Raw genomic sequence first — 12,970 nt, forward strand, 5'->3', positions numbered from 1 at the left:
TCGAACTCCCGAGAGGAAGCGCGCGTGGAAAAGGGCGACGTGCTCGTCGAGGCGCAGAGCCTCGGCCGGTCCTTCGGTCCCAAGCGGGTTCTGGACAACGTCTCGCTGACCCTCCACGCCGGCGAGGTGACAGGCTTCGTCGGCGCGAACGGGGCGGGGAAGTCCACCACGTTCCAGCTGATGCTCGGCCTGCTGCGAGGTGAGGGCAGGACCCTCTTCCTCGGACGCCGGCTGCACGAGTGGGGTGCGCCCGGGACAGTCGTCGGGGCGGTCCTCGGAGGCGTGGCCGGGCATCCGAAGCATCGCGTGCGTACCCATCTGCGGATGGTGGCCGCCGGTTCCGCAGCCCCGGACCGGCGCGTCGACGAGCTGCTGGAAACCGTCGGACTGACCGAAGCGGCCCATCTACGGCTCGAGCAGCTGTCGTTGGGAATGTCGCAGCGTGTGGCCATCGCACAGGCCCTCGTGGGCGATCCGCCCGCGCTGATTCTCGACGAACCGGCGAACGGGCTCGACCCCCACGCGATCCGCTGGCTGCGCGACTTCCTCCGGGCCCAGGCCGATCAGGGCCGGGCGGTCCTGGTGTCCAGTCATCTCCTGGGTGAGATGGAGCAGCTTGCCGACCGCGTGGTGGTGCTGTCGCGTGGCCGGGTCGTCGCCGCTTCGCCGATGGCCGAGTTGCTGGCCGACGCGGCCAGCCGGCGGGTGGTGACCGTGCAGACGCCGGATCTGCCGAAGCTGGCCGCTCTGGTCGAGGCGCGGGGCGGGCTGCTCGCGCCCACCGGCGGTCAGTGCGCGAACGTCCAAGGCCTGGACCGGATACAGATCGGCACCCTCGCCTCGGAGAGCGGGGTGCCGCTGTACTGGCTGCACGAGGAAGGGCCGTCCCTGGAGGACTTCTACCTGGGCATTGCGGAAGAGGAGTTCAAGATCTCGTGAGGCCATCAGCGACGTCGGCGATGAGGACCCCGGTGGTCGTCGCCCCTGCCGAAGCGTTCCGCAGGGCCTGCCGGTACGAGTGGCGGCATCTGACAGGACTCCGGTCGACCTGGGCGCTGCTCGGCGTGGTGGCGGTCCTGAGTCTCCTCACGGGCATCACGGTCCTGCTCGACCTCGACAGGAATCACGCGGTCGGTTCGGCGGCGATGGCCGATGTCATCGCGTGGACCCCGTTGGCGACCCAGGTCCCGGCCCTCTGCTTCTTCATGCTGGTCCTCGGCACCGGACCCGTCTCGACCGATCTGGTCAGGGGAGCCGCCCGCACCACGTGGCTGGCATCGAACGGACGGAGCACCGCCTACGCGGCGAAGTGTGTGGTCGGCTTCCTGGTCGGGGCCGGCGTGGCCGCCGGTAGCGCGCTGCTGGGCGGCCTCTCCTCCGCACTCGTCCTGGCGGTGGCGGGAGCACCTCAGCCTGCGTGGGCCGGAGTTCTGGTGCCGGCCCTCCGTTTCGTCGTGTGGGTGGGCTGCTGGGCACTGCTGTGCCTGGCGCTGGTGGCCCTGGTCCGCAGCCGGATCGTTCCGGTACTGATCCTGTGCATGTGGCCGCTGATCGGTGAGCGCATCGTGGGAGGTCTGCTCGGGTACGTGCCGGGCCTGAACGGCGTGGGTGACTGGCTGCCATTCGCGGCAGGCAGGGCCATGCTCACCGATGTATCCGCCTACCCGGCCGACGACCGGCCCTTCGCGCAGGCGCTGGTCGGATCGCACCTGTCCACGCCGACGGCGACGGCGGTGTTCTGCCTGTACGCCGTGCTGATCACGGCGGCGGGGCGTTGGGCCTACTGCCGACGGGACGCCGCAGGGCGCTGAGCAGATTCGGGGACTCTGCGACCGATTCGGGGGCTGTGCGACCGGGTCGGGGACTGTGCGAGCCGACCTGTGCGACTTGCCCGGGGAATCGAGGCTCTTCGCTGGATTTGAGCGGCGCAGAGCCCGGCACACAGGCCAGGCTTTGAGAAGCGGGGCGAGTGTTCCGGTCCGGTCCCTTCAGGCACCTGTCGGCCCTGGCGGAGAACGACCCGCGGATCCTGCCGATCACCGCACCGCCCGGCGAAGGCGAGGCCGGATCTGCCCTGCCTACCGAACGCTTCATGCGCCCGGCACCAGGGGCCTGGCCCTAGTGCTGCCCACCATGGCCACGGCCGACGCCATGTGGTCCCGGATCAGCAAGTACGGCCGCGCCAACTGCCGTACACCGTCACGGTCACCCTGCTGCACACCCTGGCCTGGCTCGGATTCCGACTACACCCGTGTCGCCTCGATATCTTCATTGGCGACGCGAAGCCGGCGGGCGAGCCGGCCGGACGGTTCGTTGGCGAACCCTGCGGATCAGCACTCCAGCCAGTCCTCTTCGGACCAGGCGAGCTCGAGGGACCGGGAGACTAGCTTGTTCTTCTCCTGGCTGTCGTACAGCTCGAACACGTCCGTCCGGAGGAACACCACCAGGTCGACACTGTCCAGCCGGGGAATCCGGGCCTCGGCTGTTGGGGTCATACTTGTCTGACCACCGAGGCGCGGTGAGCCTCCTGTGGCTCCCGCTGTTCTCAGCGTGCGGGATCGGCGCGACGGCGGCTCGTGGCTGCTGCAATTGCCGGAGCCAGGAAGCCTGCAGCTGCAACCCAGGCCCGCCATGCACCGTTGTCGTGCGCGAGCAACAGAACGCTCATGCACCCCAGTGCGATCATCAGTCCCGCCAGCACTGGTTTCGATACGGTGGTGGCCCAGCCCGCGCCGAAGTCGAGAAGTTCGACACGCCTCTCCGGATCAGGGTGAGCCGATTTGTTCGGAATGTCATGGGCGGCTTGGTCAGCCGCCTGCGTCGGTACCGCGCCGGGCAATTGCCAGCCGTCGTCGCCGACGAACTCCGCAAGAACGTCCTTGCTGCGGCGCTGATCGGGGTGCCACAGCAGCCAGCCCCGCGCACCCGAGAGAGCGGCAGCCGCGTGCTGGGTGGACATCTGGGAGTGGAAGGGCAGCCGGTACTCGGAGCCCTCCACACCCAGGAACAGGCAGGGCAGCTGACGGGTGTTCTCCCGGCGCTTACGCTCTGCAGCGGGGCCCGTGCCCTCGGCCGGTGGGGAATCGACATGCTTCCCTGCGCCCGTGAGGGTGACGCGGAAGGCTACCCACCCGGAGTCGACGGAGCGTGACGGGCGTCGCGTACGGCTCTGCACCCACCAGCCGATGAGCAGTGCAAGCGTTACAAGAAGTCCGAATGCGGCAATCGTCCATGCCGTGGCGGCCTCGACAGCTCTCCCGGCCAACAGCCGCTCGACCTCCGGCCGCTGGTCGTCGCCGACCGCTCCCAACTCCGGGCGGTCCGGCGCGTACGCCACGAAGAGGTCACTGCCAACGCTGTGCCGACGGTAGACGTCCGCGGTGAAGGTGGCCGGAACGCTGGGCTTCCCGCCTCCGGCCGCGGGGAGCAGAACGCCGTACTCGGCTGTGGCGCCCGATCGTCGCCCGTGCCCTTGGACCTCTTCGTTCTCGACCGTGACGATGGGGCGCTGTTCTATCGTCACCCCGGCCTCGACCAGCGCGGCGTTCTTCTCGGGGTAATGAGGGTCGGCAACCCCGAGAGCAATCCACAAGGCCAGTAGCGCGGGAACGGACACGAGAACGGCCGCACTGCGGATCGCCTTGTGCCGACCCCCGGCCAGCCGCGAGGGGGCCGCACCCTGGACATGCCCCCGGGTGACCGACGCTGCCTGCGCCGCGAACTCGTAGGACTTGGCACGGGACAGACTTCCGGCGCGTACCGCCGCTGTTCCCACCGCCAGAACGCACACGCCGAGACACACCAGGCAGAACAACACCACGAACTCGCGGAGCCGGGTGGAACCGAGGAAGAGCCATGCAGCGGTCATGACTACAAGCGCGGTGGGCGCTACAACGGCGACGAATCGGCCGCTTCGACTCCATGCCGCCCCGACCGAGCGGGTGTCTTCGCTCTTTTCGTGGCCCGCCTTCTCGAACCGGTCACGACTCATCCGAACGCTCCGTACTTCCGGGGATCCGGTCGGCTCTGCAGATCCTTAGCTTCCCCTTCGGCTTCCTTGCGTGCCTCGGATGCGGATCCGGGTTTGTCTTCGGGCGCCTCGGCATTGGGATCGCCATACACCACTGCGTCGATCTCTTTGACGATGTTGCCTTCGATGCCGAGGCCGACGCTGATCGGGGCATTGGTCGCGACGTCGCCGGCCATGCCGCGAGCGCCGGAGAATGCCTGACCATCCGTTGCGCGATGGACTGCCGCGCTGCCGGATCCTGAGGTGAGACCACCGAACGCTGCTCCAAGGGCCATTTGAGAAGCGTCGAACTTCTCGCCGTTCCGCAGGTTGTTCACGGTGTCCCCCGCCAGAGATGCTGCAGCACCCGCGGTGGCCCCTCCGGTCGCACTGCCCACCAGGCCGCCTCCGAGTCTTTCCGTCAGAGGGCCGGCGATGTACTTTCCGCCCAGTGCGCCGAAGGCGCCGTTGGCCATGTTGTTCCCGAGTTCGAACTCACCCTTCGTGGCAAGGCTCGTAGCGATACCGGTGCCGGTACCGGCAGCCCACTGCACCCCCAGTTCCACAGTCAAACGTTGCAACTTGCCGGCGCGTGCGAACGTTCGAATGCCGCGAAACATGCGGGCGGCCATGCTGAGCAGCTTGCCCAATTTCGAAGCAGCGTTTGCAGCCTGCAGTGCCAGCCGTGCGGCGTTGGCGGCGCCGGCAGCCGCCGAGAACCCCAGAGTGACGAAGGAGAGAGCGACAGACGCCCCGATCGACACTCCGATCTCCACATAGATCTGGTGGATCTGGTCGTTGATCTCCTCGATGTTCTTGGCGGCTTCGTCCAGGCCCTTGGCCGCTTCCTCAAAGAGGGGGACGGTCTCACGGACCGCATTGCCGACCTTCGTCCAGTGCGCGGAGAAGGCATCGGCCGAGTCTCCTCGCCAATGCTCGCCGAGCTTCATCTCCACTTGCTTGTCGACGGCGCGGTACGCCTCCTCGAGCGCGTCACTCATGTCCCGCCAGCCCTTGGCCGCTGCGCGCAGCACGTCGGGCCGCCCGCCAGGGTTGACCAACTCGATACCGGCTTCGTAGACCTGTTCTGCCACACCCTCGCTCATGCCCGTTCCCCTTTGAAGATTCCCTCCAGGGCTTCGTCCGCGGCTTCCGAGTTCTTGGCGTTGTCCTTGAGTGACTGACCGATTTCATCGAAATGCCGGGCCAGATTGTCCAGCGAAGTGGCTACGTCCGAAGCGAGTTCAATGTAGGCGGAGGTCACATCTTCGGACTCCGTCAAGAATCCGAATCCGTCATGGATCTGTTCCGCATCGGTCTGGCTGCGGAAGTCCTTGATGGCGCTGGTGAGGTCATAGGCCCGAGAATCAAAAGCACCGGCGAGCTTCGTGAGCTCTGGAGGATCGATGTAGAAATCTTTGGGCATGAAGTACCTAATTCCCGGGGCAGGATGTCGAGCCAGCTGCTGACGCCGGTTGGCGTGCTGTGTGGATGAGGCCGGCGCTGTAGGGACCATAGTCGGTGCCACCAAGGAGCGGATGCCCCGGGCCGCCTTTCGCCACATGGGAAGGGCTGGTCCGGGCTCGCCTGCTGGCGGCAAGTCTGCGGGGCGGGCCGTGTCATCAACCGATCTGTTGAACGGGGTTGCTTGCCGTCCCGGTGCGATCTGGAGGGCGTCGTGGCCGAGACGTTCGAGCATTGCTTCGCGCCGGGGGATCGGCGCCATCGGGGAACGCGCATGACACAGCGAATTTACGGCTCCGGGCTCCGTGGTCGGCCTGCCCGGCCGTCGACAGCCGTTCCCCGCTCCAACGAAGCGATCCTCCCCGGCGAACACCGTTCCGGTACTAGGCTCGGGCGGCATGACGCCACCCCCGACGGTCCCGGTCGAACTCGGCCGCAGCCCGTACGTCAGCCTGGTGACCCACCGCCGTGACGGCACCCCCGTGCCCACGCCCGTCTGGGCCGCCTCGGACGGCGAACGCCTCTATGTCTGGACCCGCAGCGACTCCGGCAAGGTCAAGCGCATCCGCAACAGCGGCCACGTCTCCGTGACCCCCTGCGACGCCCGCGGCCGTATCGCCGAGGGCGCCACGGCCGTGGAGGGCGAGGCCGAGCTGCTGGACGCCGACGGGCTGCGCCGCGTACGCCGGTTGCTCACCGGCAAGTACGGCTGGCGCTTCCGGATCGTCGACGGCGGGGGTGCGCTCGTGCGCCTCGGCAAGCGTCCGCACACGGGAATCGTCATCACGCTCTGACACCGTGGCGCGTGCGCCATCCGAAAACCGTCTGTAGCACGGCTGTCACACGGGCCTCATCCGGCCGGTGTCGAATGCCAGCGGGCCCGGAGGCCGCGGCCTCCGGGGGAGAGGGGCCGGACAGTGCTGGACGAACAACTCCCGGGCGACGTCCGCGAGTTCGCGGGGTACCTGCGTCAACTCCTGGACGCGCTCGATCCGGAGGCGGGCTGGTACGGGGTGTTCGCGCAGCGCGACCCCGACGGCGTACGGGCGTGCCTGGAGGGCCGCGAGGTGCTGCCGTGGGACGTCGTGGACTCCCTGCTGCAGGATCTCGCCGTGCGGCACGGGGCCCGGTTCGCCGAGAGCCGGCGGCCGCGCACCCGGGAGCTGCACCGCGCCGCGATCGCCGCGTACGACCGGTGGGTGGGCGGCCATGACGCGCTGCTCGACCGGCTGGACGTCATGCTGCGCGAGAAAGCCCATGCGGGCACGCGCGAGCGTGAACTCGGCACCGCGCTGGGCTCGGTGGAGGACCGGGCGGAGGCCGGGCGTCTGGAGGCGGAACTGGCGTGGGCGCGTGACGACCGCGAGCGGGCGGCGGCCCGTTGCGCGGAGTTGAGGGCGCGGTTGGACGCGCTGGAGCACGGGGTTCCCGAGCGCGACACGCGCCCGCATGCGCAGTTCCCGCATGCGCAGCCCCCGTACGGGGCACCCCCGCATGCGCAGTCCCCGTACGGGACGCCGCCGCACACGCAGCCCCCGTATGCCCGGTTCCCGCACGCGCCGTCCCCGCACGCGCAGTTCCCGCACGGGGCGCCCGCGTACGCGGAGTCCGGGCACGCAGACCCCGCGAACGCCGCGAACCCCGGCGCCGCGCACGATCACTTCGCTCACACCGATCCTGTACGCGGCACCTCTCCACCCGCCGACCCTCCACCCGCCGACCCTGCGCCCGCCGACAGCGCCCGAAGACGGACCGACGGCCGTGATGTGCCGTTACGGGGCGCGCGGTTCGCCGGAATCGAGTCCGCGAGCGGCACCGAGGCGCCGGCCGTGCCCGACACCGCCGAGCCACCCGCCGACGCCCCCGGGACACCGCGCGGCGCCCGCTTCGCCGGTGCCTACGCCGCAGCCAAGCAGCCGCGCGCTCCGAAACAACCCCGGGCGGGCAGGCGCGGCAACCGAGACCGAGACCGAGACCGAGACCGAGACCGAGAGCGCCGCCGCGACCGCGACGAGGCCGCCGCCTCCGACCCGCAGCCGTCCCCCGAACTCGCCGCCGCCGGGCGGGCCACCGACGAGGCCGTGGCCCGGCTCGCCGCCCTGCGCGCCGACGGCAGCGGCGGCGAGGCTTACGTCCTGCTGTGCGAGGCCGTCGCCTGGCCCGCCGACCGGCTGCCCCTGCTCGTCGCAGCGCTGGAGCGGTCCGGTCTCGCGGCGGACGTCGCGACGCTGCTGTGGGAGGCGTCCTGCCTGCCGCCGCCCGCGCTGGCCGCCGCCGCGGCAGCCCTCGCGGACGCCGGTCGCGGCGACGACTGCCGTACTCTGCTGCGCCAGGCCGTGGCCCGTCCCGCTCCCGAACTCGCCGCCACCGTCTTCGTGCTGCGCGCCGAGGACCGTACCGGCGAGACGCGCGCGCTGCTCGATGCGCTGCTGCGCTCCCGTACGCCGGAGGAGGCGGCCCGGGTCGCCGAGGCGGATCCGGAGACGCTCGTGCCGCTGCTCCTCGACGCGGCCGCCGGCGTCTCCACGCACCGGCTCCGCGATCTCGCCCATGTCCTGCGCCTCGCGGGGCTGCAGGGTGTGCCCGACACCGTCTGAGTGCGGCCCGGCACGGTCCGAATACGGTGGATTCCTGCCGCGGACGAGCGGGAAAAGAGCGGGCACGATGACCGGAAAACACCCCCGGGGAGATAACACAGAGTGCCCGATGTCGCCCGTTGCGGCACGAAACGTGACCGACTCGGCGGCGTACGGGCTATGGTCTTGCCACGGTGCGTAGCGGGGCTTACGTTCTCCATCTACGCCCGCATCTACGCCCGTAGAGGTGGCGTAATCAGCTCTCTGAAACCGGCGGGGAGCGGGCCCCGCCGCGCCCGCACAGCGCACTGAAGGAGCAGCTCATGGCCAATGTCGTCCGTGCCGCACTGGTCCAGGCGACTTGGACCGGCGATACCGAGTCCATGATCGCGAAGCACGAGGAGCACGCCCGGGAGGCGGCCCGTCAGGGCGCCCAGGTGATCGGCTTCCAGGAAGTCTTCAACGCCCCCTATTTCTGCCAGGTGCAGGAGCCCGAGCACTACCGCTGGGCCGAGCCCGTGCCCGACGGGCCGACCGTGCGCCGTATGCAGGACCTCGCCCGCGAGACCGGCATGGTCGTCGTCGTCCCGGTCTTCGAGGTCGAGCAGTCGGGCTTCTACTACAACACCGCTGTCGTGATCGACGCCGATGGCTCCGTCCTGGGCAAGTACCGCAAGCACCACATCCCTCAGGTCAAGGGGTTCTGGGAGAAGTACTACTTCAAGCCGGGGAATGTGGGCTGGCCCGTCTTCGACACCGCAGTGGGCAAGGTCGGCGTCTACATCTGCTACGACCGCCACTTCCCGGAGGGCTGGCGCCAACTCGGCCTGAACGGGGCCCAGATCGTCTACAACCCCTCCGCCACCTCCCGCGGACTCTCCGCCTATCTCTGGCAGTTGGAGCAGCCGGCGGCCGCGGTCGCCAATGAGTACTTCATCGCCGCGATCAACCGCGTCGGCCAGGAGGAGTACGGCGACAACGACTTCTACGGCACCAGCTACTTCGTCGATCCCCGGGGCCAGTTCGTGGGCGAGACCGCCAGCGACAAGGAGGAGGAACTCGTCGTACGGGACCTCGACTTGGGCTTGATCGAGGAGGTCCGGCAGCAGTGGGCCTTCTACCGGGACCGCCGGCCCGACGCGTACGAGGGGCTGGTCCAGCCGTGACGTCGCAGTCCCATCCCGAGATGCACCCCGCTCTGCTGAGCCGTCACCGGGCCGTCATGCCCGACTGGCTGGCGCTCTACTACCGCGACCCGATGGAGATCACCCACGGCGAGGGCCGCCACGTCTGGGACGCCGAGGGCAAGCGCTACCTCGACTTCTTCGGCGGCATCCTCACCACGATGACGGCGCACGCGCTGCCCGAGGTGACCAAGGCCGTCGCGGAGCAGGCCGGCCGGATCATCCACAGCTCGACGCTCTACCTCAACCGCCCCATGGTGGACCTGGCCGAGCGCATTGCCACGCTCTCCGGGATCCCCGACGCGCGGGTCTTCTTCACCACCTCCGGCACCGAGGCCAACGACGCGGCCCTGCTGCTGGCGACCACCCACCGCCGGTCGAACCAGATCCTGGCCCTGCGCAACAGCTACCACGGGCGCTCCTTCTCCACCGTCGGCATCACCGGCAACTCCGCCTGGTCGCCGACCAGTCTGTCCCCGCTCCAGACGCTGTACGTGCACGGCGGTGTGCGCAGCCGTGGCCCGTACGCACAGTTGACGGACGATCAGTTCATCCGGGCCTGCGTCGGCGACCTGGAGGACATGCTCGGGCAGACCCGGCCCGAGTCGATTGCCGCGATGATCGCCGAACCGGTGCAGGGCGTCGGCGGGTTCACCCTCCCGCCCGACGGACTCTTCGCCGCTTTCCGTGAAGTCCTCGACCGCCACGGCATCCTGTGGATCTCTGACGAGGTGCAGACCGGCTGGGGCAGGACGGGCGAGCACTTCTGGGGCTGGCAGGCGCACGCCGAGCACGGCCCGCCCGACATGCTCACCTTCGCCAAGGGCATCGGCAACGGCATGTCCATCGGCGGTGTCGTCGCCAGCGCCGAGGTCATGAACTGCCTGGAGTCCAACTCCATTTCGACCTTCGGCGGCAGCCCCGTCACCATGGCCGCCGGCCTGGCCAACCTCGCGTATCTCATCGAGCACGACCTCCAGGGCAACGCCCGCCGCGTCGGCGGTCTGCTCATCGAGCGGCTGCGCGCCGTGGCCGCCGGACTGCCGATCGTACGGGAGGTGCGCGGCCGTGGCCTGATGCTCGGGATCGAGCTGGTGGACGCCGACGGCGCGCCCTCGCCGCAGGCCGCGTCGCTGGCCCTGGAGTACGCCCGCGAGGAGGGGCTGCTCATCGGCAAGGGCGGCCGCGAGGGGCACGCGCTGCGTATCGCCCCGCCGCTGTCGCTCAGCGTCGCGGAGGCCGAGGAGGGCGCGGCGATGCTCGAAGCGGCCCTGAAGCGCGTGCAGTCCGAGATCGAGGGGAAGACGCAGTCATGACGCGCACCGTCATCCGGGGCGGCCTGGTCATCACCGCCGCCGAGGAGACCCACGCCGACGTCCTGATCGAGGACGGCAGGATCGTCGCCCTCGCCGCGCACGGCAGTGCGGCGGGGGAGAGCTGGACCGCCGACCGCACGATCGACGCCACCGGCAAGTATGTGATCCCGGGCGGTGTCGACGCCCACACCCACATGGAGCTGCCCTTCGGCGGCACCTTCGCCTCCGACACCTTCGAGACCGGGACCCGGGCCGCGGCCTGGGGCGGCACCACGACGATCGTCGACTTCGCCGTCCAGTCCCAGGGGCAGCCGCTGCGTGCCGGACTCGACGCCTGGTACGCCAAGGCCGACTCCAACTGCGCCATCGACTACGGCTTCCACATGATCGTCTCGGACGTCAACGAGGGCACCCTGAAGGAGATGGACCTCCTCGTCGCGGAGGGCATCACCTCGTTCAAGCTCTTCATGGCCTACCCGGGCGTCTTCTACAGCGACGACGGCCAGATCCTGCGCGCCATGCAGCGTTCCGCCTCCAACGGCGGCCTGATCATGATGCATGCCGAGAACGGCATCGCCATCGACGTCCTCATCGAGCAGGCGCTGGCCGAGGGCCGCACCGACCCCCGCTACCACGGCGAGGTGCGCAAGGTGCTGCTGGAGGCCGAGGCCACGCACCGGGCGATCCAGCTCGCCCGGGTCGCGGGTGCCCCGCTCTACGTCGTGCACGTCTCCGCCGAGGAGGCCGTCGCCGAACTGGCCCAGGCCCGCGACATGGGGCTGAACGTCTTCGGCGAGACCTGCCCGCAGTACCTCTTCCTGTCCACCGACAACCTCGCCGAGCCGGACTTCGAGGGCGCCAAGTACGTGTGCTCCACGCCCTTGCGGCCCCGCGAGCACCAGGCCGCCCTGTGGCGGGGCCTTCGCACCAACGACCTCCAGGTCGTCTCCACCGACCACTGCCCGTTCTGCTTCAGCGGACAGAAGGACCTGGGACGCGGGGACTTCTCCAAGATTCCCAACGGCCTTCCGGGCGTGGAGAACCGCATGGACCTCCTCCACCAGGCCGTCGTCGACGGGCACATCTCCCGCCGCCGCTGGATCGAGATCGCCTCCGCGGCCCCGGCCCGGATGTTCGGCCTCTACCCGCGCAAGGGCACCATCGCCCCCGGCGCGGACGCCGACGTCGTCGTCTACGACCCGCACGCCGAGCAGGTCATCTCCGCCGAGACCCACCACATGAACGTCGACTACTCGGCTTACGAGGGGAAGCGGGTCACCGGCAGGGCCGAGACCGTCCTCTCGCGCGGTGAAACCGTCATCGACCGGGGCGAGTTCACCGGGCGGGCCGGCCACGGCCAGTACGTGCCGCGCGGCACCTGCCAAAATCTGATCTGAGAGAGGCGCCATGGACTTCGGACTCGTCCTGCAGACCGACCCGCCCGCGTCGGCCGTCGTCGGCCTGATGAAACGCGCCGAGCGGCAGGGGTTCCGGTACGGCTGGACCTTCGACTCCGCCGTGCTCTGGCAGGAGCCGTTCGTCATCTACAGCCGCATCCTGGAGCACACCGAGCGGCTGACCGTGGGGCCGATGGTCACCAATCCGGGCACCCGCACCTGGGAGGTCACCGCCTCCACCTTCGCCACGCTCAACGAGATGTACGGCAACCGCACCGTCTGCGGTATCGGCCGGGGCGACTCCGCGATGCGCGTCGCGGGCCGCAAGCCCAACACCCTTGCCCGCCTCGGCGAGGCCATCGACGTCATCCGCGACCTCGCCGAGGGCCGGGAGACGGTGATAGAGGGCGAGACCCTCCGCCTCCCGTGGGTCAAGGACGGAAAGCTGCCGGTGTGGATGGCGGCGTACGGGCCCAAAGCCCTCGCGCTCGCCGGGCAGAAGGCCGATGGATTCATTCTGCAGCTCGCCGACCCGTATCTGACGGAGTGGATGGTCCGCGCGGTGCGGACCGCCGCGGAGGAGGCGGGCCGTGACCCGGACGCGGTGACGATCTGCGTCGCCGCACCCGCGTACGTGGGCGACGACCTGGCCCATGCGCGCGATCAGTGCCGGTGGTTCGGCGGCATGGTCGGCAACCATGTGGCCGACCTCGTCGCCCGCTACGGGGAGCACTCCGACCTCGTCCCCGAGGCCCTGACGGACTACATCAAGTCCCGCGAGGGCTACGACTACAGCCACCACGGACGGACAGGGAACCCCTCGACCGACTTCGTCTCGGACGAGATCGTCGACCGCTTCTGCCTGCTCGGCCCGCCAGAGGCGCATGTGGCGAAGCTGAAGACGCTCCGTGACCTGGGCGTCGACCAGTTCGCGGTCTACAACATGCACGACGCCAGGGAATCCACCATCGACGCCTACGGCGAGCACATCATTCCCGCGCTCGCCGAATGACGCCGTAGGGCC

At 69.5% G+C, this 12,970-nt stretch carries 12 protein-coding genes; 8 read left to right on the top strand and 4 right to left on the bottom strand.

Going from position 1 to position 12,970, the window contains the following annotated elements; translation table 11 throughout:
• The first annotated feature begins 24 nt into the window (after positions 1–24).
• Together ACGFNH_RS13660 and ACGFNH_RS13665 are read left to right on the top strand one after the other, a co-directional pair.
• Entirely contained in the window at positions 25–939 is a 915-nt protein-coding gene (locus ACGFNH_RS13660; protein WP_393653261.1) for an ABC transporter ATP-binding protein, read from the top strand.
• Positions 936–1,811 (top strand): hypothetical protein, encoded by an 876-nt coding sequence (locus ACGFNH_RS13665; protein ID WP_393653262.1) that lies wholly within the window; start codon positions 936–938, stop codon positions 1,809–1,811. Before ACGFNH_RS13660 ends, ACGFNH_RS13665 begins: the two co-directional genes overlap by 4 nt.
• Positions 1,812–2,330: 519 nt before the next feature.
• On the opposite strand, the gene ACGFNH_RS13670 is transcribed toward ACGFNH_RS13665, so the two are convergent.
• The 4 genes from ACGFNH_RS13670 to ACGFNH_RS13685 are packed head-to-tail and all read right to left on the bottom strand — an operon-like array spanning position 2,331 to position 5,435.
• Positions 2,331–2,495, bottom strand: a complete 165-nt coding sequence (locus ACGFNH_RS13670; RefSeq protein ID WP_393653263.1) for a hypothetical protein — start codon at positions 2,493–2,495, stop codon at positions 2,331–2,333.
• Between the two features lie 50 nt (positions 2,496–2,545).
• Entirely contained in the window at positions 2,546–3,991 is a 1,446-nt protein-coding gene (locus tag ACGFNH_RS13675; protein WP_393653264.1) for a hypothetical protein, read from the bottom strand.
• Positions 3,988–5,115, bottom strand: a complete 1,128-nt coding sequence (locus ACGFNH_RS13680; RefSeq protein WP_393653265.1) for a WXG100 family type VII secretion target — start codon at positions 5,113–5,115, stop codon at positions 3,988–3,990. The genes ACGFNH_RS13675 and ACGFNH_RS13680 overlap by 4 nt, the downstream gene beginning before the upstream one ends.
• Entirely contained in the window at positions 5,112–5,435 is a 324-nt protein-coding gene (locus ACGFNH_RS13685) for a hypothetical protein (protein ID WP_393653266.1), read from the bottom strand. Before ACGFNH_RS13685 ends, ACGFNH_RS13680 begins: the two co-directional genes overlap by 4 nt.
• A gap of 436 nt (positions 5,436–5,871) precedes the next feature.
• On the opposite strand from ACGFNH_RS13685, the gene ACGFNH_RS13690 reads away from it, so the two are divergent.
• The 6 genes from ACGFNH_RS13690 to ACGFNH_RS13715 all read left to right on the top strand — a co-directional run bounded on the left by ACGFNH_RS13690 (position 5,872) and on the right by ACGFNH_RS13715 (position 12,958).
• Complete coding sequence (locus ACGFNH_RS13690) at positions 5,872–6,267, top strand: PPOX class F420-dependent oxidoreductase (RefSeq protein ID WP_393653267.1); 396 nt, start codon at positions 5,872–5,874, stop codon at positions 6,265–6,267.
• Positions 6,268–6,390: 123 nt separating this feature from the next.
• Positions 6,391–8,070, top strand: a complete 1,680-nt coding sequence (locus ACGFNH_RS13695; RefSeq protein WP_393653268.1) for a hypothetical protein — start codon at positions 6,391–6,393, stop codon at positions 8,068–8,070.
• Between the two features lie 302 nt (positions 8,071–8,372).
• Positions 8,373–9,215: a nitrilase-related carbon-nitrogen hydrolase gene (locus tag ACGFNH_RS13700; protein WP_393653269.1), complete on the top strand. Its 843-nt coding sequence runs from the start codon at positions 8,373–8,375 to the stop codon at positions 9,213–9,215.
• 20 nt (positions 9,216–9,235) lie between these two features.
• Positions 9,236–10,549 carry an aspartate aminotransferase family protein gene (locus tag ACGFNH_RS13705; RefSeq protein WP_393653572.1) on the top strand — a complete coding sequence of 438 codons (1,314 nt, stop codon included), beginning with the start codon at positions 9,236–9,238 and terminating at the stop codon, positions 10,547–10,549.
• The gene (gene hydA, locus ACGFNH_RS13710) at positions 10,546–11,946 is read left to right on the top strand and encodes a dihydropyrimidinase (protein ID WP_393653270.1); all 1,401 of its coding nucleotides are present in this window, start codon (positions 10,546–10,548) and stop codon (positions 11,944–11,946) included. The genes ACGFNH_RS13705 and hydA overlap by 4 nt, the downstream gene beginning before the upstream one ends.
• A 10-nt stretch (positions 11,947–11,956) precedes the next feature.
• Positions 11,957–12,958: a TIGR03842 family LLM class F420-dependent oxidoreductase gene (locus ACGFNH_RS13715; RefSeq protein WP_393653271.1), complete on the top strand. Its 1,002-nt coding sequence runs from the start codon at positions 11,957–11,959 to the stop codon at positions 12,956–12,958.
• Positions 12,959–12,970: the final 12 nt, after the last annotated feature.

It is taken from the genome of Streptomyces sp. NPDC048639 (assembly GCF_043199075.1).
In the GTDB taxonomy this organism is placed as follows: Bacteria; Actinomycetota; Actinomycetes; order Streptomycetales; family Streptomycetaceae; genus Streptomyces.